This is a genomic window from Mesobacillus sp. MER 48 (genome assembly GCF_023714225.1).
Taxonomy (GTDB): domain Bacteria; phylum Bacillota; class Bacilli; order Bacillales; family Cytobacillaceae; genus Mesobacillus; species Mesobacillus oceanisediminis_A.
On the sequence record NZ_JAMAUR010000001.1, the window covers coordinates 939,159 to 963,509 of the forward strand.

General features: G+C 43.4%; 30 protein-coding genes. 8 read left to right on the plus strand and 22 right to left on the minus strand.

Translation table 11 applies throughout. The features are described from left to right. Positions 1–267: 267 nt before the first annotated feature. The 3 genes from M3593_RS04830 to gpr form a co-directional block, all read right to left on the minus strand. Complete coding sequence (locus M3593_RS04830) at positions 268–600, minus strand: YqxA family protein (RefSeq protein ID WP_144476145.1); 333 nt, start codon at positions 598–600, stop codon at positions 268–270. A gap of 19 nt (positions 601–619) precedes the next feature. Further along, positions 620–1,825, minus strand: coding sequence for a stage II sporulation protein P (gene spoIIP, locus M3593_RS04835; RefSeq protein WP_251540941.1), 1,206 nt, complete (start codon positions 1,823–1,825; stop codon positions 620–622). Positions 1,826–1,919: 94 nt separating this feature from the next. Next, positions 1,920–3,044: a GPR endopeptidase gene (gene gpr / locus M3593_RS04840; RefSeq protein WP_144476143.1), complete on the minus strand. Its 1,125-nt coding sequence runs from the start codon at positions 3,042–3,044 to the stop codon at positions 1,920–1,922. A gap of 222 nt (positions 3,045–3,266) precedes the next feature. Here gpr and rpsT point away from each other — a divergent pair, with 222 nt between their 5' ends. Continuing rightward, a complete protein-coding gene (gene rpsT / locus M3593_RS04845) occupies positions 3,267–3,527 on the plus strand; it encodes a 30S ribosomal protein S20 (RefSeq protein ID WP_144476142.1) in 261 nt (86 codons plus the stop codon). A 68-nt stretch (positions 3,528–3,595) separates the two neighbouring features. Here rpsT and holA read toward each other — a convergent pair whose 3' ends face one another. Continuing rightward, a complete protein-coding gene (holA, locus tag M3593_RS04850; RefSeq protein ID WP_251540943.1) occupies positions 3,596–4,615 on the minus strand; it encodes a DNA polymerase III subunit delta in 1,020 nt (339 codons plus the stop codon). A gap of 314 nt (positions 4,616–4,929) precedes the next feature. On the opposite strand from holA, the gene M3593_RS04855 reads away from it, so the two are divergent. Beyond that, positions 4,930–5,064, plus strand: coding sequence for a YqzM family protein (locus M3593_RS04855; protein WP_023627242.1), 135 nt, complete (start codon positions 4,930–4,932; stop codon positions 5,062–5,064). A gap of 106 nt (positions 5,065–5,170) precedes the next feature. On the opposite strand, the gene M3593_RS04860 is transcribed toward M3593_RS04855, so the two are convergent. The 3 genes from M3593_RS04860 to M3593_RS04870 form a co-directional block, all read right to left on the minus strand. Then, positions 5,171–7,510 (minus strand): DNA internalization-related competence protein ComEC/Rec2, encoded by a 2,340-nt coding sequence (locus tag M3593_RS04860; protein WP_251540945.1) that lies wholly within the window; start codon positions 7,508–7,510, stop codon positions 5,171–5,173. A 21-nt stretch (positions 7,511–7,531) separates the two neighbouring features. Further along, positions 7,532–7,942, minus strand: coding sequence for a deoxycytidylate deaminase (locus M3593_RS04865; protein WP_251540947.1), 411 nt, complete (start codon positions 7,940–7,942; stop codon positions 7,532–7,534). Between the two features lie 99 nt (positions 7,943–8,041). Further along, positions 8,042–8,641 carry a helix-hairpin-helix domain-containing protein gene (locus M3593_RS04870; RefSeq protein ID WP_251540948.1) on the minus strand — a complete coding sequence of 200 codons (600 nt, stop codon included), beginning with the start codon at positions 8,639–8,641 and terminating at the stop codon, positions 8,042–8,044. An 89-nt stretch (positions 8,642–8,730) separates the two neighbouring features. Between M3593_RS04870 and comER the strand changes: the two genes are divergently transcribed. Then, positions 8,731–9,552, plus strand: a complete 822-nt coding sequence (comER, locus tag M3593_RS04875) for a late competence protein ComER (RefSeq protein WP_144476138.1) — start codon at positions 8,731–8,733, stop codon at positions 9,550–9,552. A 106-nt stretch (positions 9,553–9,658) separates the two neighbouring features. Here the strand turns inward: comER and M3593_RS04880 are convergent, their stop codons facing one another. The 8 genes from M3593_RS04880 to M3593_RS04915 are packed head-to-tail and all read right to left on the minus strand — an operon-like array spanning position 9,659 to position 14,700. Continuing rightward, on the minus strand, positions 9,659–10,405 hold the full coding sequence (locus tag M3593_RS04880) for a class I SAM-dependent DNA methyltransferase (protein ID WP_251540949.1): 747 nt from the start codon (positions 10,403–10,405) through the stop codon (positions 9,659–9,661). Then, on the minus strand, positions 10,406–10,759 hold the full coding sequence (rsfS, locus tag M3593_RS04885) for a ribosome silencing factor (RefSeq protein ID WP_144476136.1): 354 nt from the start codon (positions 10,757–10,759) through the stop codon (positions 10,406–10,408). A gap of 4 nt (positions 10,760–10,763) precedes the next feature. Next, entirely contained in the window at positions 10,764–11,330 is a 567-nt protein-coding gene (gene yqeK / locus M3593_RS04890) for a bis(5'-nucleosyl)-tetraphosphatase (symmetrical) YqeK (protein WP_251540950.1), read from the minus strand. After that, entirely contained in the window at positions 11,320–11,889 is a 570-nt protein-coding gene (locus M3593_RS04895) for a nicotinate-nucleotide adenylyltransferase (RefSeq protein ID WP_251540951.1), read from the minus strand. The genes yqeK and M3593_RS04895 overlap by 11 nt, the downstream gene beginning before the upstream one ends. Positions 11,890–11,908: 19 nt before the next feature. Then, complete coding sequence (gene yhbY / locus M3593_RS04900) at positions 11,909–12,202, minus strand: ribosome assembly RNA-binding protein YhbY (RefSeq protein ID WP_144476133.1); 294 nt, start codon at positions 12,200–12,202, stop codon at positions 11,909–11,911. A gap of 3 nt (positions 12,203–12,205) precedes the next feature. After that, on the minus strand, positions 12,206–13,036 hold the full coding sequence (aroE, locus tag M3593_RS04905; protein WP_144476132.1) for a shikimate dehydrogenase: 831 nt from the start codon (positions 13,034–13,036) through the stop codon (positions 12,206–12,208). A gap of 42 nt (positions 13,037–13,078) precedes the next feature. After that, positions 13,079–14,182, minus strand: a complete 1,104-nt coding sequence (gene yqeH / locus M3593_RS04910) for a ribosome biogenesis GTPase YqeH (RefSeq protein WP_251540952.1) — start codon at positions 14,180–14,182, stop codon at positions 13,079–13,081. Positions 14,183–14,184: 2 nt separating this feature from the next. After that, positions 14,185–14,700, minus strand: coding sequence for a YqeG family HAD IIIA-type phosphatase (locus M3593_RS04915; RefSeq protein WP_251540953.1), 516 nt, complete (start codon positions 14,698–14,700; stop codon positions 14,185–14,187). 427 nt (positions 14,701–15,127) lie between these two features. Here M3593_RS04915 and M3593_RS04920 point away from each other — a divergent pair, with 427 nt between their 5' ends. Continuing rightward, the gene (locus tag M3593_RS04920; RefSeq protein WP_079510333.1) at positions 15,128–15,268 is read left to right on the plus strand and encodes a sporulation histidine kinase inhibitor Sda; all 141 of its coding nucleotides are present in this window, start codon (positions 15,128–15,130) and stop codon (positions 15,266–15,268) included. 88 nt (positions 15,269–15,356) lie between these two features. Here the strand turns inward: M3593_RS04920 and M3593_RS04925 are convergent, their stop codons facing one another. Further along, positions 15,357–16,145: a phosphatidylserine decarboxylase gene (locus M3593_RS04925; protein ID WP_251540954.1), complete on the minus strand. Its 789-nt coding sequence runs from the start codon at positions 16,143–16,145 to the stop codon at positions 15,357–15,359. A gap of 301 nt (positions 16,146–16,446) precedes the next feature. Here M3593_RS04925 and pssA point away from each other — a divergent pair, with 301 nt between their 5' ends. After that, entirely contained in the window at positions 16,447–16,986 is a 540-nt protein-coding gene (gene pssA / locus M3593_RS04930) for a CDP-diacylglycerol--serine O-phosphatidyltransferase (RefSeq protein ID WP_144476128.1), read from the plus strand. A gap of 107 nt (positions 16,987–17,093) precedes the next feature. Here pssA and M3593_RS04935 read toward each other — a convergent pair whose 3' ends face one another. After that, positions 17,094–18,872, minus strand: coding sequence for a M3 family oligoendopeptidase (locus M3593_RS04935; protein ID WP_144476127.1), 1,779 nt, complete (start codon positions 18,870–18,872; stop codon positions 17,094–17,096). A gap of 140 nt (positions 18,873–19,012) precedes the next feature. Beyond that, positions 19,013–19,159, minus strand: a complete 147-nt coding sequence (locus M3593_RS04940; RefSeq protein WP_186326744.1) for a hypothetical protein — start codon at positions 19,157–19,159, stop codon at positions 19,013–19,015. A 187-nt stretch (positions 19,160–19,346) separates the two neighbouring features. Between M3593_RS04940 and M3593_RS04945 the strand changes: the two genes are divergently transcribed. Beyond that, entirely contained in the window at positions 19,347–20,018 is a 672-nt protein-coding gene (locus M3593_RS04945; RefSeq protein WP_144476126.1) for a response regulator transcription factor, read from the plus strand. A gap of 78 nt (positions 20,019–20,096) precedes the next feature. Continuing rightward, a complete protein-coding gene (locus M3593_RS04950; protein ID WP_251540956.1) occupies positions 20,097–20,453 on the plus strand; it encodes a group I truncated hemoglobin in 357 nt (118 codons plus the stop codon). A 30-nt stretch (positions 20,454–20,483) separates the two neighbouring features. On the opposite strand, the gene M3593_RS04955 is transcribed toward M3593_RS04950, so the two are convergent. From M3593_RS04955 to M3593_RS04970, 4 genes are all read right to left on the minus strand, one after another. Further along, entirely contained in the window at positions 20,484–21,044 is a 561-nt protein-coding gene (locus tag M3593_RS04955; RefSeq protein ID WP_144476124.1) for a helical membrane plugin domain-containing protein, read from the minus strand. 14 nt (positions 21,045–21,058) lie between these two features. Beyond that, on the minus strand, positions 21,059–22,195 hold the full coding sequence (locus tag M3593_RS04960; RefSeq protein WP_251540957.1) for an NAD(P)/FAD-dependent oxidoreductase: 1,137 nt from the start codon (positions 22,193–22,195) through the stop codon (positions 21,059–21,061). A 112-nt stretch (positions 22,196–22,307) separates the two neighbouring features. Beyond that, the gene (locus M3593_RS04965; RefSeq protein ID WP_023627220.1) at positions 22,308–22,547 is read right to left on the minus strand and encodes a sulfurtransferase TusA family protein; all 240 of its coding nucleotides are present in this window, start codon (positions 22,545–22,547) and stop codon (positions 22,308–22,310) included. Between the two features lie 115 nt (positions 22,548–22,662). Next, positions 22,663–23,064 (minus strand): DsrE/DsrF/DrsH-like family protein, encoded by a 402-nt coding sequence (locus M3593_RS04970; RefSeq protein ID WP_144476122.1) that lies wholly within the window; start codon positions 23,062–23,064, stop codon positions 22,663–22,665. Between the two features lie 273 nt (positions 23,065–23,337). Here M3593_RS04970 and sigK point away from each other — a divergent pair, with 273 nt between their 5' ends. Further along, entirely contained in the window at positions 23,338–24,060 is a 723-nt protein-coding gene (gene sigK / locus M3593_RS04975) for an RNA polymerase sporulation sigma factor SigK (protein ID WP_144476121.1), read from the plus strand. Positions 24,061–24,351 lie beyond the last annotated feature (291 nt).

Consider the following 24,351-nt stretch of genomic DNA (forward strand, 5'->3'; position numbering starts at 1 on the left):
GCAATCCCAAGGCGGTCTATTGGTGACACCATTTTCCATTATATGGAGTTTCGCAGTCCCAATGCGATCTATTGATGACACCATTTTCCATTATCTGGAGTTTTACAGTTCCAATACACCCTATTGGTGACACCTTTTCCCATTATCTGGAGTTCAGCAGTCCCAATATGGTCTATTGACGATACTTTTTTTCCATTATATGGAGTTTCACAGTCCAAAACACGCCTTACAAAAGAAAAACAGCAGGCCCCAAGCCCGCTGTCCTCGCTACTTCCCGGTAATCAATTCTACTGTTTTCTCCATAACAACGGATATTCCGTCTGCCAGCTTTTTTCCGATTGATGAAAAGAGGTTGAATGCTTTCATTTCTTCTAGCTTTTTTCGCTTTTGTTCAAGGTCATGGCTGGAAATGTCGTTGCCCAGGATTGCGGTCTCGAAGCTGCCACTTTCGTTTTCTTTTACACTGAGGGCACTTTTGAATTCGGGATCATCATACCCTTTCATTTTATGGATTCCTTCGTTTGCCTGCTGCATGCCGAACAATACGGATATGAACATTAAAGAAGCGAGCATTAAGCTTTTTAGCATGAACATTTTCATCTCGATCACCTGACTGATTTTATTTCTTGTCTGGAGGCTGTTGGGCTGGCGCTCCTACTTTTTCGGCCTGCCAGTAAAATTCGCTGAATACATCTGCCAAAGCATCCGCGGACCTATTTAATTCCTCGAATGTATTATCGACACCGCCGAATTCGATCAATAATGCATTCCCTGAAAGGTCCTGATTGAATTTCCCGTTGGTTGACGCACCCTTTTTCTCTATGACGCCCCTGCTGAGTCCTTTGCCATACTTTTTATCAAGGAGATTATGCAGTTCGCGTGCGAGTGCTAGGTTTTTCTCATAATTCGCATTTTCCCCGCCAATGACAAACGCCAGTTTAGCATAGGATTTTCCGTTGATTTGTATGGTTGTTTTATCTTTTCGGTAACCATCCCGATGGATATCTATGAAGTATTGCAGATTCCGGTCTCCTGACATGGCCGCTTCAACTACCGGGCGTGCTTCCTGATAGGCTTTTCCAAATCCAAGCCCTTTCTTGTTCAGGTTTCCCATGACATCGGTTTTATCAACCGTCGTTCCGATTCCCCGCTGTTCAAGACCTGATTTCAGATGATCACCAATCCTGGTCACGTTTACCTGTGAATGATACGCCTGATTCGGATCGGTTACACCCTTAAGGTACGGAAGATACGATTCTCTTGTATGGGTAAAATAAATATATACAGCTTTACGGTCGCCGGTTGACAGTGGCGGAGCTGCCGTACTTCCTTCCGAAGCACCTGGAAGATCCTCGGTATTTTGCAAGGCTGCCTCCTGCTCCGCTTTCAACACATCTAGCGGAGGAGCAGATTCCATCGGCATGTTTGTATAATTGGTTCCCTTACCCGCAACCAGAATTTTCCCATCAAAAAGCGAGAAACCAGGCAGTTCCCTTCCCAGCAAGCTTCTGGGATCATCCAGATTGATATTGGTAGTAAGCTTGAACATGACATTGGTCAGCTTTGGAGCTTCATATTCCTCTGGCAGCGCCTGCAGGAACTGATGATTTTCCCACCCCATCAAGCTGAACAGCAGCTGGCCGTTCAGGTTAGTTGCAGCCTGATTGACAGAATCGGAGGAAAGCCTAAGCTCCGGCCTCAGCGTCGTCATGGCCCCGCTTATCGAAACGATCCCAATGAGAAAGAATACAAATGCTAGTGCGGCTTTTACAACTTGAGTCCCCTGGACAGCTACAATTATTCCCGAACGTTTATTAAGTCTCATTGCTCCACCTCTCTCATGCAAGTCTAGTAAATGTTATGACTTTGCTAGAGAAGATAGAACCAGGATTCCAATCGTAATCATTTTGAAATATAACCTAATGTGTATACATACCAGTGTTATCCTGGTCGATGTTCGAATGCAGCGCAGAATTGAGTCCGCTGGCAATCAAATTCGCCATATCATCGATGAAAACATCCACTTCTTTTGGAGTGACCATCAGGTTGTGGCCCAATGGTGAAAGAACCTCATAAATCAGCTTCCTTTTTTCTTCATCCTCAAGTGTGCCGATCATTCCCATGAATGTCTGACGTTGTTCTGCCTCAGGCAAGTCTTCGTCCGTCAGCTTCCTTCTCTTCCCAAAACTCATCCCCGCAGGAACAAGTGATCTCGAAGGCTTGTTTCCTTCCCTCATTTCCTTTCCGAAATGCTTCAGGATAAAATCAATTGTGTCACTTGTAATCGAAACAGCATCGACGACTGTCGGAACGCCGATCGCAATTACCGGGATCCCGAGCGTCTCTTTGCTGAGTTCCTTCCTTTTATTCCCTACTCCAGAGCCGGGATGGATTCCCGTATCGGATATCTGGATTGTTGAATTGACTCTTTCAATAGAGCGTGACGCAAGCGCATCGATTGCAATCACAAAGTCCGGCTTCGTCTTTTCGACTACGCCAAAAATAATGTCCGATGTTTCGATTCCCGTTAATCCCATCACACCAGGAGAAAGCGCACTGACAGAGCGGTACCCCTTCTCGACAGACTCAGGCTGCAGTTCGAATAGATGCTTGGTCACAAGCAAATTTTCACAAACGAGCGGTCCGAGAGCATCGGGGGTCACATTCCAGTTCCCCAACCCAACAACAAGGCAGGATGCATCCTCCTTAATCCCGGATTGTTTGATAAACTGGGCAAATTCATTGGCGAAGACTTTCTCTACTTTCCCTTGCAGCTCGGTATCCTGCTGGCGGATGCCGACAACTTCGATTGTCAAATACTGCCCCTGCTTTTTACCGAGGCTCTTCTCACCCTCGGCGGTTACCTCAACGAGAGAAATCTTTATATCATTTTCCTCTTTTTCTTTTATAATGACGCCTTCAATTTGAGAGAGATTCTCCTCGGTATGGACGGTTGATGCCTGGTCTGCAAGCACCATCTCCCTCGCTTCCACAGCCAGGTCAGTCCTGATTGAATACATGCTCAAGTCGATTGGTTCCTTCATGGTCGCATTCCTCCCAAACAGTTTGGCTGCTAAACAGCATACTATTGCCTATCTTTTCCTTTTATATCAAAAAACATTCACGCAGCTCTGGACATAAATTAAAGCAGAGTATTGCATTATTCACCCCTGTTTGATAAAATATCATTTGTTCTTAATAAATAAGAAATGTACTGGAAATGTCGAGTTCCATAAAATCTCGATGCTTTTTAGGAGGTGAACGGAATGCCAAACATTAAGTCTGCAATTAAACGTGTAAAAACAAGTGAAGAGAGCAGAGCTCACAACATTACTGTTAAATCAACTATGCGTACAGCAGTTAAAAAAGCTGAAGCAGCAATCGTGAACAACGATACTGAAGCAAAAGCTTCTTACGCTCAAGCAGCAAGCAAGCTTGATAAAGCAGCAGCTAAAGGTCTTATCCACAAAAATGCAGCTGCCCGCAAAAAAGCCCGTCTTATGAAAAAATTGAACGCTAACGGCTAATTTTTTTCATACTGCTAATAAAAAAACGACCTGTCAGGGTCGTTTTTTTATTTTGCATTCTATGTAAGTTACCTGCCTTTGATCTGGAACAGGATCATTTCAATCAGCATTTCTTTTTTCATGCCGCCTGTTTTCATTTGATAGTCTGCGTCTGCCAGAAGCTTCATGATCCTTGTCAATTCTTCATCCGAAAATGCCCCTGCTTGTCCTGCAGCAAGTTTTACCCTGAAAGGATGGATTTTCAGCGTCCCGGCTATCTGCTGTTGGCCATATCCTTTCCGTGCAAGCTCCTTTACCTGGTAAATCAGCCTGAATTGGCCAGTGATGACCGCAAGGATTTTAATTGGTTCCTCATTTTGCTTCAAAAGATCGTAATAAATCCTCAAGGCAGCCTCTACATTCCGGTGGACAACCTTGTCGACCAGAGTGAAAATATTTTGTTCCAAAGACCTTGCAGTCAGACGGTCCACAATGTCCTTGGTGATCGGCTGGTTATCGCCCGCATAAAGAGCCAGTTTATCAATTTCAGAAGTGAGCATGAATAAGTTCGTCCCTGCAAGTGCGAGCAATAGCTCAATCGCATCATTTTCTATGACGGACCCATGCATTTCAGCGCGCTCTTTTACCCAGGATTTAATTTCCTGCTCATTCAGCTTTTTGGCTTCTACTACTGTTGCTTTCCGCTTTAACTCCTTGGTTATTTTTTTGCGTTCATCCAGTTTTTCGTATGGCGCAGAAAATACGACGATGGAGTAGGGAGCAGGCTGTGAAAGGTAATCCTCCAGTTTGGCGAGATTATGTTCAATCTTTCCTTTTGACTTTTCAGATGTCAAAAACATGGGATTCTGAAGGATGACCAATCGCTTTTCTCCCATGAACGGGAAGGTTTCAGCGTCTTCCAATGCTGCCTCGATGGGAGTTTCCTCAAGATCGTATACCGAAAAATTGAAATCTTTTTCTTCTTCATCCAAAACATTGTCGACCAGCAGCTGTTTTGTTTCATTTATTAGGAATGCTTCTGTCCCATACAATAAATAAACAGAATCCACCTGTTTTTTGCTTATCTTTTTCCAAATGTCCAATACCACTTTTTTCCGCTCCGTTCAGTTCCAGTTTTCCCATATGTCTATCGTAAAGAAGCTTGGACATTTTGACAAGCATTCTAAGGGAATTGGCCTCCGACTATCTCGGCCAATTCCCCTATCTATATTGAACGCTGCTGTATAAGGCCTAGGATACTTATATGGCAGCGGTGCATCGAAGTTAAGATTATTTTAGCCCCAACCGGGAAAAGTATTTGTGTCAACTCTTGGTACATTGGGTAAATAAGCTGTAAAGAGAAGACTGGATTTTTTAAATTGAATCGCTTATACTATTATAGAATTAATAGGGGGGATTGACTGTGAATCAATTCGAAGAGAATGTCCAAAGCAATCGCAATGACGCTGTTGACTCAGGTGTTGGATTCATCGTTTCTTTTGGATTCTTTGCAACAATGTTCATTATTGCGACAGTCGTGCAGTTAATCGGGAGTTAATCACGGCTACATAGGATAAAGTTGTGGAGACTGCATTTTTAGATGCAGTCTCTTTTCGTTTTCATGTGATTATAAGGGGAGAGACGTATTTGCTCTTTGTTCTATACTATGGCAATTGCATGCCAAAGGTTCCTGAATTGCCTTTGAACTTGTAAGTGATGGCACCACCTTCATCTGTCCTGTAAATAACCGCCCCAGCTTCCTTCAACCTTTCAAGCACTTCCTTCCCTGGATGGCCATACCTGTTCTTTTTCCCGACAGAAATGATCGCGTATTCCGGCTTTGTCCATTCCAGAAAGCTTTCCGAACTGGAATATTTGCTGCCGTGATGGCCAACCTTTAACACATCGATATCAAGTCCCTTAATGGTCTGCTCCATTAGCCTTTCCCCTTCCAAACCAAGATCTCCAGTGAAAAGCCACTTTTTCCCGCCAAGATCAGCGAGCAATACAATTGACCCGTCATTACGGTCTGCTGGAGATCGAATTGGATTGATAATCAGGAATTCCCCTCCACCGGAACTCCACGTTGTGCCCATTTCAGCTTCTTGGATTTCTGTTCCCTCCTTGTGTGCAACATCAATTATCCTGTATTCCAAGTCCGATCGATCAGGGACACGCGGGAGAATCAGCTGTTTGACCTTCAGCTCTTCGAACAGCGCCCTGGCCCCTCCAATATGGTCGGCATCCCCGTGTGTCAAAATCAATTTATCCAGGCTTCTGATTCCTTCGCTTTTCAAAAATGGGACGACGATTTTTTTGCCTGGATCATACTGGCTCCTTCCCTGCTGCCAATCTTCCTTTGCAAAAGGGATGACACCGCCAGTATCAATAAGATAATTCCCCTGGTTATGCGGAAGCCTGATGAAAATGCTGTCGCCCTGGCCAACATCCAGAAATACGATTTTTCCATATGGGCTCATATAGGGCCATAAAATCTGCATGAAAAGAGGAATGAGAGGAAGCGCAAAAATCCATAATGGCGGTTTGGCCTTCCTTATTAAAAATCCTTCCCACATATAAAAGAAAATCGGAATCAAAAGGATATGCAAAATCAGGAGGATCGGCTCCAGCTTACCAATCACGAGGGTCGATATCCGAAGCTCAGCAAGGCTCGCTGCAAAAAGGTTAACATTGTGTATCAGCGTTTCCAGAAGGATTAAATAAAACGAAGGCGGTGAAGCCCAAAAGATGGAAATATAGGTTAACAGCAAAATTGGAAGCAATCCAAATGAGAAAAGAGGGACAAAAAGAAGATTGGCGAGCATGGATATGACAGAGACTTCATGGAAGGACGAAATGATGATCGGGAGACTGGAGGTTTGGGCGATAAAAGAAGCTGCAGCAGTTTGCCCGGCAAGTGAAGTGAAGGTTTTCATGATAACCGGCGCCGAAAGGATCAATGAGAAACTGACACTATAAGAGAGCTGAAAACCTGTGTCATAAATGATGCCTGGCTGTAATAACGCCATGATCATAAATGCAGCTGAAATGGCATCTAGCGGATTCATCCGGACCGAATAGCGCTTTGAACCAATCAATAGAAGAAGCATAGCGGAAGCCCGGATGACCGGTGGTGCGAGTCCAGTCATGACCGTATACAACGGCAGGAAGGCCATCAGCAGCATCTCCGTTTTTTCCTTCGTCACCCCAAGCCGGATACTAATGAAGTAGAGCATTCCAGTAAGCAGGCCTACATGCAGTCCTGAAATCGCCAATAAATGAACAATGCCTATTTTCTGGTAGGATCGTTCTGTTTCGGGATTAAAGAAATCTCTTTCGCCAAAAATCAGTGCTGCCGCAAGCGCTGAGGTCTCGTCAGGGAAAATCTGATTGATTCTCAGCACTTCTTTTTGCCTGAAGCCTTTAAGCATTGTCAAGATACTTTGCGACTTTTTATGGCAGGTAGCCAAAGATAGCTGGTCGGCTTCAAGAATCCAGGATATTTTGTCTCGTTCAAGGAATTTTTTGTAGTCAAAAGCATTTGGATTTGTGGCAGGCGGCGGGCTTGAGAGGATTCCGGAGGCTGAACAGGCTGTTCCCGGATTGAGGAGATTCTGGATGATTTCTTTTTCAGCAATGGTTTTGATTCTGTATTTGATGATAAGTTTTTCATCGGCCGGCAGTGATCTGCTATAGGCATAAAGCAAATCACCATCCACCTTGATTTCATCATCAAATAAAACAAGGAAGTTCTTTTCGCTGCCCATATACACTGTTTCAAAATCATCAAAGTACCCGGCAGCCATAAATACAGCATAACAGGCACTCATAAGCACCAGGAGTGATGCATGGAGTTTCTTAAATTCTTTTAGAAAGAAGAGGGTGAGCAAAAACAACGCCCCGTACAGAAGTGGATTCTGTTTAATTGTCAGCAAGCCCAGCAGTGAGACAGCGGCAAAGTAAAGCAACTGTCCCCTGATGGGTGCAATCCGTATAAACTTCATGTCATTAATCCTTTAGATTTATTATGGCAAATGTACAACCTCTACATCCCTTAAAAAGAGATCATTGTATTTGTTAGGATACGCAGATTTATAAACAATACGGGCAATTCCTGATTGTGCAAGGGTCTTGGAGCACTTTTCGCATGGCTCATGGGTGACGAACGCCGTTGCTCCTTTTAATAGTCCTCTATCCGCATGGAGGACCGCATTTTCCTCCGCATGCAAAGTCCTGATGCAGCGACCCTGCTCATTAATCAGGCAGCCAACATCCTCACAATGGTCATGACCGTGGATTGATCCATTGTAACCGGTCGAAACGATATGCTTGTCCTTGACAATGACACACCCGACATGCAGCCTTGGGCAGGTAGAACGCGTGCCCACTTCTTCGGCAATATCCAAAAAATAATCATCCCAACTCTTTCGTTCCATGCTGTAATCCCCCTTAAAAACGCTCAATATAATTTATGATAACCTTTTTATATCCTCCATTTTAAGTCTTTGGCTGAAAGAGTTCAATTTCAACGGCAGCTATTTAACCGAAATCAAGTCCTTTAACTTTTCAAAAGTTTTTTCCCCAATCCCGCTGATTTCTTTTAAATCCTCGATTGCTTTAAACGGCCCGTTCGTTTCGCGGTACTCAATGATTGCTTCAGCCTTGGCCGGACCGATTCCCGGCAAGGTCTGGAGGTCGGCTGATTGGGCAGTATTTAAATCCAGCTTTCCATTTGCCGCCTCACCCTCATTCTGTACCGGCAAAGATGAAGGAACTTCTTCTCCGATGCGCGGCACATAAATTGACATTTCATCCTGGACATACATGGCAAAATTAATCGCGGCCGCGTCAGCCTCATTTTCAAGACCTCCAGCCACCTCAATCAGGTCGATCACCCTCCCTCCCTCTTTTACCTCATATACACCGGGATGAACAACAGCTCCTTTTATCTCCGCCATCATGATGATTTCTTTTTCCTCGACATCCGCCTCTTTCTCAGGTTCCAGTTCTGTAACCAATGCCACGGCATTTTCCTCGGTGAGTTCATCCCCTTTATCGAATGATGAATAAAGAAAAAATAACAAAGCCGCAATTCCTGCAATTACAAAGATTTTGTTTTCCTTGATCCATTCCAAGCAGCATCAACACCTTTCTTCATTGGCATAAAATAAAAATTAAAATCATATGGATATAGGAGAATAAATGTACGAAGGAGGGAAGGGTTATGAAAATAGGGATAATAGGCACAGGGAATATGGGGAGAATTCTCGCCGAAGCTCTCATTGATGGGAATGCCGTTTCCCCTTCTTCAATGATGATTACGAATAGGACCTTATCAAAAGCTTTAGAGATTCAAAAAATATATCCAGGCTTAGCCATTGGAAAGAATGCGATAGAAGTAGCTGAAAAAGCCGATGCCATTTTCGTATGCGTGAAGCCTCATAATGTATTGGGAGTCCTTGAAACCATCAATCCTGTGCTTACGAAGAATAAATGTGTAATCTCCATTACTAGCCCAATCAGTGTGGAACAAATTGAAAGCAAAGTGGATTGTTCAGTCATGAGGATCATTCCAAGCATTACAAGCAGAGCACTTGCCGGGGTATCGCTTTTCTCGTTTGGCACCCGATGCACAACGGAATGGCGGGAAGCTATGTTAACTCTTTTTAAAAAGGTATCTGTCCCGCTGGTAATAGAGGAGAACATTACAAGAGTAGCATCAGATATTGTCAGCTGCGGTCCAGCTTTCTTCAGTCACCTTGTCCAGAGCTTTATCAATGGTGCTGTCAAAGAAACGGAGATTGATCAGGAAACCGCCACCAAACTAGCAAGCGAAATGTTAATTGGTTTAGGGGAACTTTTGAGTCAAAATCATTATACATTACAGACTTTGCAGGAAAAGGTTTGCGTGAAAGGCGGTATAACTGGAGAAGGAATCAAGGTACTGGATCGTGAAACAGGAGATATGTTTGAAAAGCTGTTCCAGGCAACACATAAAAAATACGCAACAGAATTAGAAAGCATTAAGGAACAATTCGGTCCTTAAAAGTTTTCTCCATTTAACCCGAAAATCCTTCCTTAAAATTGTGACAGAAATGGTACAAAAAAGCTCCCGTGTGAATCGGGAGCTTTTCTAATGAATATAAATCCTATTATGACTTGATCATAGCAAAAAATAATCGCTCAGTTGTTGAGTCAGGAGCCTTGAGTGAATAATCACCGGTGATTTCAATATTCTCAAAGCCTGCCTGCTTCAGCAATTCTACATATATTGCATCCGGATATGTACGCTGGTAATGCACTTCATCAACACGATCATATTTTCCGGTTCTTTCATCGAGTACAAAAAAAGTCAGTTCATGTTCAACGCTATGCGGGTCGTCTCCCTTGAAGCTGTTCCAGATATAGGTGATCTCTTCGTCATCCCATGTGAATGTAGCATCCGCAAAAATATCGCGCATCTTATAAACGGAATGGACATCAAAAATGAACAAGCCGCCCTTTTTCAAAAGACGGTATACGCCTTCAAAGGTCTTCTTTACTGCCTGTTCATCCTTCAAATAATTCAGGGAATCGCAAAAGATGCCGATGATATCAAACTCACCTAATTCCTCTAGTTCTGTCATGTCCTGCTGGAAGAATTGGATAGGCATAGATTGTGCCTGGGCCTTCATCTGGGCTACCGAAAGCATATCGCCAGACAGGTCCGCGCCAGTAACATCATAGCCTTTTTGCGCAAATCTGACAGAAAGCTCCCCGGTGCCGCATGCGAGGTCGAGAAGCTTCATTCCATTCACTTGATATCTCTCTTTGTACGCTTCGACGATTTTGACCCATACATCATAGGGAACGTCCTGCATGAGCTCATCATACAAATAAGCGAATCTTTCGTAGGACACTTAATTCAGCTCACTTTGAACATTTTCGATTGGTGCGTCTCCCCAGAGACGTTCCAAATTATAGTAGCTTCTTTCTTCTTTATGGAAGACATGGACAACCACATCGCCAATATCAATCAGGACCCATCTCGCTTCATCGAAGCCTTCCATCCTTTTCAGACCATATCCCTGTTCTTCTGCTTTTTCCCTGATTTCACGTGCAATTGCCTGCACTTGTTTGTCCGAATTACCATGGCAGATAATGAAATAGTCGGCAATCAGCGAGATGCCTTTCATATTCAATACCATAATATCTTCTGCCCTTTTATCGTCTGCTGCTTTTACAGCTGTCATCAATAGTTGTCGATCGTTCATTCAATCACCCTCCTGAGTTTTTTACAATGCTGTTATATGCGTTAAATGTATCTGGAAAAACCTGCTGGTTTTTTTTTATCAAAAATAGGATGGTATTTTTCATTGACTGGGTCAGCGCAATGTCCAAATCTTTCTCTGCCAAATCCCTTACCTCATCGACCCCGGGGAAATGGCGGCCCGGCTCAATATAATCAGCCAGATAAATGATTTTATCAAGGAGGGTCATGCCTACCCTGCCTGAAGTATGGAATCGGATGGCATCAAGGATTTCCCCGTCTTTTATGCCTGCTTCTTTTTCGGCGAGAAAGGCTCCTACAGGGGCATGCCAAAGCTCACTGTTGAACTCCAGCAGGATGGCCGGCATTTTTTGGTCAACGATAATCTGCCTCATTTCCTCTTTTGGCCTGAATTTGGCATAATCATGGAAAATGGCGGCCATTTCTGCTTTTTTCCGGTCTGCGCCGTATTTTTCTGCCAGCCTGATGGCAGTCTCCATCACTCCAATAGTATGCACATATCGATGCTCAGTCAGCTGCGGCTTCACAATCTCAAGTGCTTGTTCACGATCCATATAAACCATTCTCCTCTATATAAAGCCTGACAGATTCGGGCAGCAGATAGCGAATGCTTATACCGTCCCTTATTCTCTCTCTGATCATGCTAGAAGAGATGTCCATCTGTGGCGTTTCTGCATACAGAATATCATATTCCGTTTCCGTCGTGTACGACGGCCTGCTGACCCCCACGAACTTCACCATCTCCAGCAGCTCATCTATTTTATGCCATTTTGGCAAGTACTCAACCATGTCGCCGCCAATAATGAAATAAAAATCAATTTCTTTATTCTTAGCTTTTAATATTTTCATCGTTTCATACGTGTAAGAAGGACCACTTCTCTCGAGTTCTGCTTTTTCCACCCGGAATTTCTGGTTGTCGGCAATAGCAAGCTCGAGCATCTCAAGCCTGTCTGAATTGCTGATAAGCATGTTGACTGTTTTATGCGGCGGAACCTGATTGGGCATGAACCAAACTTCATCCAGCCCATAAGCATGCAGTACTTCATTCGCAATGACCAAATGTCCGGTGTGCGGCGGATTGAAGGTTCCGCCCAATATGCCAACCTTCATCAAACAGGCACCTCCCAGTTGTTTATCTTGGAAGAACGATTTGCTTATTCTCGCGTGATTCTTTATACAATACAATTGTATTCCCGATGACCTGGACAAGCTCCGCTTTTGCTCCGCGTGAAAGCTGCTCTCCAACAGTATCCCTGTCCTCATCACAGTTCTGGAGGATGCTTACCTTGATTAACTCTCTTGCTTCAAGCACATCCGCGATTTGCTTGATCATATTTTCATTTACCCCGCCTTTGCCGACTTGAAAAATCGGAGTCAGATGATGGGCTTTTGACCTTAAAAAACGTTTTTGCTTACCTGTTAACATGTGTTAACCTCCTAAATTTCTTAAAACATTGGCTCTCATTCTCTCGGTGTCCGGAAAAATCCCGGTCCATTTTTCGAAAGCAAGTGCCCCCTGCAAAACGAACATCCCGACGCCATTCTGGATTTCGGCTCCTTTTTTAGACGCTTCCTCCAAAAATTTTGTTTGCAGAGGATTATATATGATATCACTGACGATTGCATCCCTGGAAATATTCTCAGGTGAAAGCGGCAAACCTTCTAGGTCAGGTGACATTCCAATGGAAGTGGTCTGGATGATCAACTGATATTCATGCAGTGACTTTTCAGCTGTTTTTCTGTCAAGGACCTTTGAACGGACCTTGAAGGGACAGGAGCTGACTAATTCCTCAGCCTTCCCGGCTGTCCGGTTATACAGGTCAATCCGCTGAATTCCTGCCTGGGCCATTGAGAAGTAAATCGCTCTTGAAGCACCACCTGCTCCAATAATCAAAGCTGACCTTGAACCAGGATCAGCATCCATTGATTCAAGTCCTTTGACGAAGCCGGGTCCATCTGTATTGTAGCCTGTTAAAATGCCATGTTCATTTTTGACCGTATTGACGGCTCCGATCGCTTCTGCCAAAGGATCGATTTGATCGAGATAGGCCATGATATCAGTTTTATGCGGGATTGTCACATTGAAGCCACTAACACCCAATGCTTTGAACCCTTTTACTGCTGCCTCAAGATTTTCCTTGGTGACATGAAAGGGAAGATAGACTGCATCGATTCCATAAAAATCAAAGAGATCATTATGCATGGCAGGAGACATGGAATGGCCAATTGGATCACCGATGACGCCGAACAATTTTTTCATGCTTTTCCCGCCTTTCCTCATAGTTTTTGGATCTCGAAGAGTTTAAATCAGAGACCTTCTCAGCATCACATGAACCCCTTTCGGAACATATGCTGCAATTTTTGCGCCCGCATCATTGACTGTCACCCAGCCAAGCCCTGAAAAAACGACATCTGTTTTGGCTTCCTTAATCGTGAAATCATGTCGGACAAGTTCAGGGAATTCATCCATTTGCTCAGGCCGAGGCGGGGTCAGCAATTCACCCGCATGGTTCTTATACAGCTCATCCGCATTTTCCAGCTTTGTACGATGGATATTGATTTCATTCGGTACATAGCAGGAAAAAGACCTTCTGCCTCCTGCCAGATAATCGAACCGTGCCAGGCCGCCGAAAAATAATGTCTGCTGTTCGTTCAGCTGGTACACCTTTGGCTTGATCTCTTTTTTAGGCGTAATGTACTTCAAATCACGCTTATCCACATAATGAGCCATCTGGTGATGGTTGATGATTCCCGGAGTATCGACGATCGCTTTGCCGTCCTCTAGCGGGATTTCGATCATATCAAGGGTTGTTCCCGGAAAATGTGAAGTGGTGATGATGTCTCCTTCGCCTGTCACTTCCTTAATGATTCGATTAATAAAAGTAGATTTCCCTACATTTGTGCAGCCAACAATATAAACATCCTTGCCATTCCGGTATTCATCTATTGCCGCCGCAGCTTCTCTGATGTTATACCCTTTTGCCGCACTTACAAGAAAGACATCGATCGGATTGAGCCCAAGTTCCCGGGATTCTTTCTTCATCCAGTCAATCAGCTTGCGCTGCTTGACCGATTTAGGCACAAGATCAGCCTTGTTGCCAATCAATAATACCGGATTCTTTCCAGCGAATCTCTGGATCCCGGGAAGCCAGCTGCCGTTAAAGTCGAAAATATCGACGATTTTTACAATGAGGGCATCCCTGCTCCCTAGTTCATTCAATATTTTCAAGAAGTCATCATCGGTGAGACTTACATCCTGGATTTCGTTATAGTTTTTAAGGCGGAAACATCTCTGGCAGACGATAGCCTCTTTTTCCAAGGAAGAAGCAGGGGCATACCCCAGTTCTTCAGGATTTTCAGTTTGGATTTTCACACCACAGCCTGTACAGATTAATTGTTCACTCAAATCTAGTCCTCCCAATTCAGCTTTCCTTTCTTCTTGAACCAATTTAAAATCCTTCTTTCCACTTTCCTGTTGAATCGGGTCACAAACCCATCTGTCTGGGCAACCGGTACAACGAGAATCGTGTGGAATCCGCTTCTATTGCCGCCAAGGACATCTGTCAGCAGCTGGTCGCCAATCACGACTGTTTCTTCTTTACGCAAGCCCATCTGCTTCAAAGCTTTATTGAACGCCTTGGTCATTGGCTTCCTCGCTTGAAATATAAAAGGGATTTGAAGCGGATCAGAGAATGCCTTGACTCTTTTCTCATTATTATTTGAAACAATCGTTATGAGTATTTCATTTCTTCTCATATTATCAAACCACTCGATCAGCTTCGGGGTCGCAGTCGGCCGATCCCATTCTACGAGGGTATTGTCCAAATCCGTTATGATTCCCTTGACGCCTTTTTCCTTCAGGCTATCCGGCTCGATTTCAAATATATTTTTCACATGCTGGTCAGGCAAAAAATGCTTTAGCAATTTTATAACACCTCATTAATTAAATTCCTATCATACCGTTAACATCATACCCAATTTTATCCTCGTATTCAAAACAAACATACAGATCTCCCCGAATTAACAGCTGTCTACTGATTAAAATTGACAAAAACAACCGATTTTCTGCTATAAGCGTTAAATTTTCGAAGTATTACAAAAAACTTTTCGACAAAATCCAGCGATTTCCAATCCTGTGGATAACCTTATGCACAATATACACATTGATTCTCTTACAAATTTCCCATTTATAAACAATTTAATCACAGGTTATCCACTGCTAATTGTGGATAATCAGAACGGTTGTTCTGCAAGTTTCAATCTGCTAGAGTAAGGGTAGAAACGAAACAACTTACAATTATATGCAGTTAAAATCTGATTTAGAAGATCCTTTTGGGGGTGAATGACTGAAATGCGCAAGCTATCGGACGAGCTGTTGATCGAATCCTATTTCAAGGCAAGAGAACTGAACCTTAGCTATGAGTTTATTCGTTTGATTGAAACGGAAATCCACCGGCGGTCATTATCTAACCGAATCAAAGTCTCTTCCTGACAGCCCCAAAAGGGCTCTTTTTTTTGCTTTGTGTGGCATAAATACAAAACAAAAACGAAAGACACAGATTAAACCTGTGCCTCGCTGGTCATCCTTGTCCATTCCTGGTACCGATTCTCTCGCCATATTTAATAGGATATGGCGCTGTGATGTTCGGCAGTAGATTCACTGTCCCCTTTTCAAATAGAAGCACAACAGTCGAGCCGAAGGTAAAATACGCCATTTGCTCGCCTTTTTCGAGGCTCGTTCCGGCGTGGGTGGTTTCAATCGAGTTGACGAACATGGCGCCAACCTTTATAACTGCCATCATGCCTGAATCATGCCTGATTTCAGTTATTTTACGGAAGTTCTTGGACAATGGATAATTTCCGTATTTCAACCCCATCTTGTTAACAGGATACGACTTCCTTCCCAATGTCCACTGATTTACTACATTGCCTGCAACAGGGCTGTGAATTTGGTGGTAATGGCTTGGGCTCAAGTAAAAAATCATATACGTGCCTTGTTCATACCTTGCCATTGCTTCATCATTACCAAGCATCTCGGAAATCGAATACACTTTCCCCTTTACGTTAATCGTTTTGTCAGCCTCAATTTCACCTATATCTTCAATCACTGAGTCTACAGGACTGACAACAGACAAAGGCTCTTCATCTACTATTCTTGATCCTTCTTTCAGGTTCCTGATGAAAAATTGATGCAGGCTCTCATACTCTTCTATCGATTTTTCCATTTCGTCCTGATTGATGTTATAAGTTTTGGCAAACGAAGGGATAATGACTTTGCTGTTTTTAGATTTTGCGAATTTATGCAAAATGGCCGAAGTCCATTTCCCATTTGTCAATTCTATAAGCAGGCGATAAATAGACTGGAGCAATGAACATACCTCCGATTAAATTATTAAGTATTAGTTTTGTTTTTTTGATGAATGTAATTGATTAAAAATTCCGGGAAATACCAAAAAGAAATCTTTACGAAAGAGCATAATCAGCTTAGAATTATATATTATTATATAATAACCCAATGTGCTAGTTCCCTTTTCAATAAGGCTCTATCTTTTTGAAACGATTATGAATGAATCTGCTCAAAAGGTTCGATGCAAATTTGAAATTGTGTCCGAATACTTTCGGAAAGCAGAACAATGCAGAAACTGTCTTCCAGTAAGAGGAGTGAATTATATGTTTCTTCACGATGTACTAGACTCAACTGTCAAAAAAGTAAAATCTCAGACTGCAAACGTGCTGACACTGGCTAATCTTTCGTTAGGTGGATTCGCAATCATCGTTGGCATGGAAGGCAATTTAAACTTAAGCCTTTTATTGATTTTCATCGCTGCCCTGGCAGACCGGTTTGACGGAATGGTTGCCAGAAAGCTTAATATTGAATCTGAACTTGGAAAGCAATTAGATTCCATGAGTGATATTATATCATTCGGTGTGGCTCCTGCACTATTAATCTATCAGGGAATTTTGTCCGAGTTTGGGGCTCCCGGTGCGTTTTTCATTGTTTTTTATATAGGCTGCGGCGCATTCCGACTGGCTAGATTCAATATTACCGAGAATAACGGCTACTTCACAGGATTGCCGATCACCGCAGCAGGAGTGCTGGCAACGCTGAGTTTTCTGACCATCCCCCATATTCCTCCGCAGTCATTCTTATTCATTATGCTGATCCTCAGTCTGCTGATGATCAGTCCTTTCAAGCTAAGAAAAGTATAAAACCCAGCCTCAAAAGGGCTGGGTTTTCGTTTGTCTGTTTCGGGCAAAACCTGCTTACGCCATATTACTAAATGCTGACTCTGCGGCACCTAAAGTGATACTAAAGCCTATTCCGTCAAAGCCATGAATTCCTCTACATCATCCACGCACATGCGTACGGCTTTTTCCCAGAAATCCTTTTTCGTGAGATCGACGTTCAGGTGTTTCTGTGCCAGTTCCTCTACTGTCATCGATGCTGAATCCTTCAAAAGAGCAATATACTTTTCTTCATATCCCTTGCCTTCTTCCAGGGCCATTGCATAAATTCCAAGGGAGAATAAGTAACCGAATGTGTACGGGAAGTTATAGAATGGTACTCCAGTTATAAAGAAATGCAGCTTGGACGCCCAGAACAGCGGGTGATACTCCTCGAGTGCCCCTCCATATGCTTCTTGTTGCGCATTTTTCATCAATTCCCCTAATCTTTCCGGATTGACCACTCCCTGTTTGCGCTCTTCGTAGAACTTAGTTTCAAACAGGAATCTGGCATGAATATTCATCAAGAGTGCGACTGAACGCTGGACTTTATCCTCCAATAAACCAAGCTTCTCTTCCTTAGTCTGCGCGTTTTTCACGGAAGCATCTGAAACAATCATTTCAGCAAATGTAGAAGCTGTTTCTGCCACATTCATCGCATAATTCCGATTCAACAGATGCAGGTCCCTCATTGCATAAGTATGGAAACCGTGTCCAAGTTCATGTGCCAAGGTTGAGACATTGGATGGCGTACCAGAGTAGGTCATGAAGATCCTGGATTGGCTGCTCTCAGGAAAGAAGGTATGAAAGCCGCCAGGAGCCTTGCCAGGACGATCTTCAGCCTCTATCCAATTATCCTCAAATGCCATTTTTGCAAAATCCGCCATTTCTTTGCCAAATTGAGCAAAGTTATCGACAATAAAATCAGCTCCTTGCTGATAGGACATTTTCGATTCAGCACTGCCAATTGGCGCATCCAAATCAAACCAGCTCAGCTTTTCAAGTCCCAGGAGCCCTGCTTTTCGGTTCAAAAACCGGACAAACGGCTCCTTGTTGTCCGAAATAACCTCCCACATAGCATCAAGTGTTTCTTTTTTCATCCTGTTGATATCAAGCGGCTCCTTCAAGACATCCTCCCAGCCCCGCAGCTTATATACATTCAGACGGAAGCCCGCGAGATGATTGAGTGTCTTTGCGTAAAAATCCTCTTTCTCTCCCCAGGCTTTTTCCCATGCCGCGAAAACCTCTTTACGGACAGAACGGTCTGCGTCTGACAGCTTATTGGCAGCCTGGCCGACAGAAAGACTTTCCTCCTTATACTGGACTTTCGTATTTCCCACAAGAAGGTCATACATCTGCCCCCAGCCGTGATAGCCATCCACACTTAATGCATTTATGGCCGACTCCTCTTTTTCGGAAAGTTTTTCAGCTGCACGTTCCCGCCGCTCAGTAAGCACAAAACGGAGCTCCTTCAATAGTCCGTCCTGCAACAGTTCATCCCAAACTTCATTTGAAAAGCTGGATAGCTTCTGATCGAAAATAGTCAGTGCAGTTTGCAATGAAGCACTGAGTTCGGTAACGGTCGCCTTCAATTGCCCAGCCTTCTTATCATCCGTGTTCTGAGCATGCAAACAGCTCACAAATGCACCAGCCTGCCTTACCTTCTTCGCTGCTCCATCGAACAGCCCTACGAGATTTGCCAGCATCGCACTCTCGGTTGACTGATTTACTGGCTCCCATCCCTCTACTTCCTTTTTAAACTTTTCGATTTGCTCCCCTGCGGCCTTTAAATGGTCTGCGAATTCCGGAGAACTGCTTCCCCCTTTAAAAAACACCTCGAGGTCCCAAACATCAGAATATGTATTTGCCATTTCATTTCCCCCTTTAGGTCTATTAATTTATTATAATGTTACTTTTCTAAAATTTCTATTTTTTCATAAACCCAGTCCATCCCTATTCAAGAAAAGGCATATTAAAAGGTTTATCCCATCAGGATAAACCCTTTACCTTCTTAACAAGTGAAATACCACCATCCTCCGAAAATAAGGACGATTACAAGCAAAATGATGAATAGTGCAAACCACGCACCACCCCCGCCGTAAAAGCCGGGATAACCTCCATAAGGAACTCCGTATGGCGGATAATAACCGTAAGGCATACTTTCAACCTCCTTTTCTTTATCCTATTATCAGGTTATGGGTTTCTGTCCATTTTGGTTTGGGCTCCGGTGCAGCTTCCCGTTAAATTTGCAAATTTATCAGCGAAGCACGAGTGGCGTGCACAATTTCTTCACTTATTTAGTGTAAGATGAAGATAATCATACTTTTCAAGGGGTAATTATTAAAATGCCGACAATATTGCTAATAGATAATGAAATGAGGATGCTTGACTTACTTGCTCTTTACCTGGAGCCTGCAGGCCATAAATGCATCAAGATGACCTCCGCCAGCGAGGCTATTGATTTCCTCGAGAATCATGGAGCAGACCTTGTCATACTCGATCTCATGATGCCCGAGATGGACGGCTGGGAGGCATGCGGAGAAATACGGAAACACTGGGATATTCCGATTATCATGCTGAGCGCGAGGAGCGAGAAACCGGATATCGTCAAAGGTTTAAAGATCGGAGCTGATGACTATATCACCAAGCCTTTTGATGAAGAAGAACTTCTTGCAAGAATTGAGGCATTGCTAAGAAGACATTCATCCAAAAGCCAAATGCTTACATTCAAAGGACTGAATCTAAATATGGAATCGTATGAAGTTCAGCATGACGGTATCCTGATCCCGCTGACCCCAAAGGAATTCTCCTTATTAAGCCTTTTCTTGCAAAACAAAAACAAGGTATTCACAAGAGAACATCTGATTTCTACAATATGGGGATATGGTGTCGCAACGGAAGACCGTACGATTGATTCACATGTAAGGAATCTGAGGGACAAGCTTCGGAAAGCCGGATTTGCCGCAGATGAATACCTGGCTACCGTCTGGGGAGTAGGATATAAGTGGATTGATTAGGAAAAAAAGTTTCATTCATATTCTTATGGATAAAAAGAGATAATAAGCAAGTCATTCTCAAAAGGGAGGAATACTTGAATGGAAACTTTATATGACCGCCTTGGCGGACAGGATGCGATTACGAAAGTTGTTGATGTTTTTTACGAAAAGGTGCTTGCTGATGAAACGGTCAACCAGTTCTTCGAGGAAACAGACATGGAAAAACAGCGGCGCCACCAGTCCTTATTCATCAGCTGGGCATTAGGAGGACCAAACCAGTATTCCGGAAGAAGCATGGAGCTTGCGCATAAAGGCATGAACCTTAATGATGAACATTTTGGCGCGATCGCCAATCACCTTGCAGAAAGCCTAAGGGAATTTAATGTCTCGGAACAAGATATCGATGGAGTTCTCACAAAACTGACAGAAATGAAAAATGACATCCTTTATAAATAGAAAAAGAGAAGGGATGCCCCTTCTCTTTTTCTATTTATTTAATTGCTTTGGCAGGTTTTGCAGGAAGGAAATCATCAGAGTCATGCCTTCCCTTGTTTCTTTCTGTGTGACAGCTCTCATCAGCTGCAGGGAGGTCAGAGGCTCTTTATCTTTTGTTTCCTCTTGAGCATGATGGAACGCAGACAGCATACCGTCAACAAGGTCGATGGCACCCAGCTGGATGAAGGAATCCGCAAGTTCTACACCTTTGATTGCCTTCTCCACCATATCGGTCACCATTGGTCCTGTCATCGCTCCTTTCATGGCAGCAGCCATATCCGCAAGCTGCATCAGTGATTTCAGGACTCCTGTTTCTTCCATGCGTTTTACTTCCATCAAAGTCCGCTCGAGGTTCTCGGCTACTTCAGGCAGGGCCTTTAATAGAGAGAGCGTTTCAGGCTGAAGCAGGTCATCAGCCATCTCGACCATCTTGACACCTGTTTCGGCAATGGTCGAGACCATTTCCCCGGTTACTGCATTCATGGCTGCATCAGTGAAGCTGACGAGCTTATGTTGTTCCGTTTTCTGTATTTGAGGTGTTTCTGTAACCATCTCAACCACCCCTTCTATAAAATCCCTTTGGCATTTAACCAGTAAAGCTCATTGTATACTGCTTTGAACCAGTGCAGCAGGTCAGAAGTCTCTGCTGGCTGCGGTGGGTTATTGTAGTCAAACGTAATCATGCTGGCATCTTCAAGGCTGTTTTCAAGGAAGCAGGCCACCTTGCCGTTATAGACAGCTGTTTCCGGACGCCCCGATAATCTGCTGATGATATTGGCAACCAGGGATTCAGATTGATAGTGTGCAGTTGATCCAGCTTTGCTGATTGGCAGGTTTGTTGCATCACCAATTACATAGACATCATCCTGGCCAATCATTTTCAATGTTGTCCGGTTTGTCGGAATGAAGCCTGATTCATCGCCAATGCCGGATTCAATCACAGCTTTGGCACCTGTATGCGCCGGAATCGTAATGAGCATGTCATACTCATGTTCAGAGCCGTCCATTGTAATCGCGACTTTGCGCTTTGGATCAACTTCTTCCAGATTGAAGAATGTTTCATACTTGATATCCCGTTTTTCAAACTGCGGCAGTCCCCATTCTGCAACAGGAACCAATGAATGGATCCGGCCGATGGGATAGGCGTATTTGATTTCAATATCCTTGCGTCTGCCATTTTTGCGGTAATAGTCATCCAGCATCAATGCCAGTTCAAGCGGAGCAGCCGGACATTTGTGCGGCACATCGATAGTGATCAGGATTTTACCTTTTTCCATCGCTGCAAGGTCATCACGCAGGCGTTCTGCTCCTTCGAGTGTATAGAAGTTATGCGCACCTTCCCGTAAACCTGGAACACTGTCAAAGTCAGGATGTGATCCTGTTGCAATGACTAGGTAGTCATATTGATACTGCTTTTTGCCTTTGACCGTCTTCTTCTCTACATCGATTTTCTCAACATCATCATAAACAAGGTTCACATGTCTGTGTACAAGGGCATCCTGCTTTCTGATAAAATGCTCGGACGGTTTTTCATTAAAAGCAATGAATAGGTATCCCGGCTGGTAAATATGCTTTTCTGTATTGGAAATCAAAGTGACTTCGACTTCCCGTTTTTTAATTTCTTCGCCAAGCTGACGGGCTAGCCTGTTTGCAACCATTGTACCCGCGCTGCCTGCTCCAAGAACCACGATTTTTTTTGTCATTTCGTCCACCTCTTTACTGGATTCCTTGATCAAGGCTGTTGTTTTTTTCGGACTTTTTTACGGCTTGAAACACTAGAGTTACCGTAAAGAGCCTGTGTCAAACAGCGATCAATTATTTTACTTTTTTAACCGCAATCTTGAATTCATCGCCTTCATTTTCGAGGTAGGCAATTTCGTGGCCCATTTTATTGACCCATTCAGGGATATCGACTGCTGAACCTTTATCAGTGGAAAGGACTTCTACCACATCTCCGACCTGTGCTGTTTTAATGCCTTTTACCAATTCCATTAATGGTCCAGGGCAATATGCTCCTCTTGCATCGATTGATTTTGTTACTTGTACTTCACTCATGATTTATGCCTCCTGTAAGTTCATTTTTATGTTAAAATAAGAACAGATTTTTATTTTTGCTTGAAGGGAAAGTGTGAAAGGCCTGCACGCCGAATCACTTTTCCTGCTTCTGCAGTTACATTGTAATGACTGTTGCTCCCTGGGTCATTCCCAGGAATTTCGTTACCCCGATGACTCCATCGAATACATCCAGCATATCTTCTTCTTTCCAATCCATGATGTCCATTGCCAATGCGCATCCGTAAATATTCAACTCACCCATCTCTTTGCCTTCCTGCAATAATGAATCGAATAATGGGATTTTCTTTGCAAGCATTTCCTTACCGATTGTACCTGTAATAAAGTCTGTGTTTTCGAAGCTGTCTTTACGGAAAGATTTAAGGGCATTCATTGTCACGAACACGTTAACTGTCATTCCTGACATAGATGCGACCGACCCAACAAGTGCTCCAGCATGCAATTTTTCTAGATCTTCAGATAATAAAATAACCGCTAAAGATGGTGTTTGCTGTTCCATAATTTATTGCCTCCTAATAAATTTTTTCGATTAATTTACCTTACACTTGAATTATACCCATACCCCCATATCTATGTCTGTTTCTTTTATGTGAACGTTATTGGTCTAAAAAGTGACAAAACAAAATGTTCATAGGGATATCTATTCCTTTTCAAAAACAAATTTATGGTATTAATTTCCAACAGAAAATTTTTATTGGGACAGACACAATCCCTCTTAATGAGACATAGGAATTTATTATAGGCGAAAGCCTAAAAAAGCGGGGGTGGAAACATGTCTGGCATACTGACAGCACTCGGGTATCTAGTAAAAGAAGTCATCCTTCTTGTTTCGTATGTTAAAAACAATGCATTTCCTCAACCGTTATCTGCTGCTGATGAGCGAAAGTACTTAAGGTTGATGGCGAATGGCGACCCACACGCAAGGAACATGCTGATTGAACACAACCTGAGACTTGTCGCACATATCGTGAAGAAATTCGAAAACACTGGCGAGGATTCTGAGGATTTGATTTCAATCGGAACAATCGGCCTGATCAAGGCCATTGAAAGTTATTCGGAAGGAAAGGGCACCAAGCTTGCCACCTATGCTGCAAGATGTATAGAAAATGAGATTCTTATGCATTTGAGGGCATTGAAGAAAACAAAAAAGGATGTTTCGCTGCATGACCCGATTGGCCAGGACAAAGAAGGAAACGAAATCTCGCTCATCGACGTCCTGAAGTCTGAATCGGAGGATGTAATTGACACGATCCAGCTCAATATGGAGCTTGAAAAAGTGAAAGAATATATCGATGTTCTCGATGACCGTGAAAAAGAGGTCATTGTTGGCCGTTTTGGACTTGATTTGAAAAAGGAGAAAACACAGCGGGAAATTGCCAAAGAACTCGGGATCTCAAGAAGTTATGTATCAAGGATCGAAAAACGGGCATTGATGAAAATGTTCCATGAATTTTACCGTGCGGAAAAGGAAAAGAAGAAAAATAAAGGACAATGAGGAAAAACCCGGACAGTTGCTCCGGGTTTTTTTATGGAATGCTACTTCGTAAATTGTAAAAACAGCTTTCCGGTTCATCAATATTCCCGCTTTTTTCTCTCCGGAATAGTCTTCAATGGTATAAGGGTGTGGGTGCAAAAAAACGCAATACGCATGCACCCCTTTATAACAACAAAGGCATCAACCACTTATGGCTGATGCCCTTAGACTTTCTACTCCACGCTCACTTCTGCAGCCACTACCAAACCGACAGCGCCGCAGATCACCAATCCCATGACGATTAAGAACATG

Bases quoted from the DNA above. Each gene is read 5' to 3' on its own strand.
- M3593_RS04830 (WP_144476145.1), bottom strand. From the start codon at position 600: ATGAAAATGTTCATGCTAAAAAGCTTAATGCTCGCTTCTTTAATGTTC.
- spoIIP (WP_251540941.1), bottom strand. From the start codon at position 1,825: ATGAGACTTAATAAACGTTCGGGAATAATTGTAGCTGTCCAGGGGACT.
- gpr (WP_144476143.1), bottom strand. From the start codon at position 3,044: ATGAAGGAACCAATCGACTTGAGCATGTATTCAATCAGGACTGACCTG.
- rpsT (WP_144476142.1), top strand. From the start codon at position 3,267: ATGCCAAACATTAAGTCTGCAATTAAACGTGTAAAAACAAGTGAAGAG.
- M3593_RS04860 (WP_251540945.1), bottom strand. From the start codon at position 7,510: ATGAAGTTTATACGGATTGCACCCATCAGGGGACAGTTGCTTTACTTT.
- M3593_RS04865 (WP_251540947.1), bottom strand. From the start codon at position 7,942: ATGGAACGAAAGAGTTGGGATGATTATTTTTTGGATATTGCCGAAGAA.
- comER (WP_144476138.1), top strand. From the start codon at position 8,731: ATGAAAATAGGGATAATAGGCACAGGGAATATGGGGAGAATTCTCGCC.
- rsfS (WP_144476136.1), bottom strand. From the start codon at position 10,759: ATGAACGATCGACAACTATTGATGACAGCTGTAAAAGCAGCAGACGAT.
- yqeK (WP_251540950.1), bottom strand. From the start codon at position 11,330: ATGGATCGTGAACAAGCACTTGAGATTGTGAAGCCGCAGCTGACTGAG.
- yhbY (WP_144476133.1), bottom strand. From the start codon at position 12,202: ATGTTAACAGGTAAGCAAAAACGTTTTTTAAGGTCAAAAGCCCATCAT.
- aroE (WP_144476132.1), bottom strand. From the start codon at position 13,036: ATGAAAAAATTGTTCGGCGTCATCGGTGATCCAATTGGCCATTCCATG.
- M3593_RS04920 (WP_079510333.1), top strand. From the start codon at position 15,128: ATGCGCAAGCTATCGGACGAGCTGTTGATCGAATCCTATTTCAAGGCA.
- pssA (WP_144476128.1), top strand. From the start codon at position 16,447: ATGTTTCTTCACGATGTACTAGACTCAACTGTCAAAAAAGTAAAATCT.
- M3593_RS04935 (WP_144476127.1), bottom strand. From the start codon at position 18,872: ATGGCAAATACATATTCTGATGTTTGGGACCTCGAGGTGTTTTTTAAA.
- M3593_RS04940 (WP_186326744.1), bottom strand. From the start codon at position 19,159: ATGCCTTACGGTTATTATCCGCCATACGGAGTTCCTTATGGAGGTTAT.
- M3593_RS04945 (WP_144476126.1), top strand. From the start codon at position 19,347: ATGCCGACAATATTGCTAATAGATAATGAAATGAGGATGCTTGACTTA.
- M3593_RS04950 (WP_251540956.1), top strand. From the start codon at position 20,097: ATGGAAACTTTATATGACCGCCTTGGCGGACAGGATGCGATTACGAAA.
- M3593_RS04955 (WP_144476124.1), bottom strand. From the start codon at position 21,044: ATGGTTACAGAAACACCTCAAATACAGAAAACGGAACAACATAAGCTC.
- M3593_RS04960 (WP_251540957.1), bottom strand. From the start codon at position 22,195: ATGACAAAAAAAATCGTGGTTCTTGGAGCAGGCAGCGCGGGTACAATG.
- M3593_RS04965 (WP_023627220.1), bottom strand. From the start codon at position 22,547: ATGAGTGAAGTACAAGTAACAAAATCAATCGATGCAAGAGGAGCATAT.
- M3593_RS04970 (WP_144476122.1), bottom strand. From the start codon at position 23,064: ATGGAACAGCAAACACCATCTTTAGCGGTTATTTTATTATCTGAAGAT.
- sigK (WP_144476121.1), top strand. From the start codon at position 23,338: ATGTCTGGCATACTGACAGCACTCGGGTATCTAGTAAAAGAAGTCATC.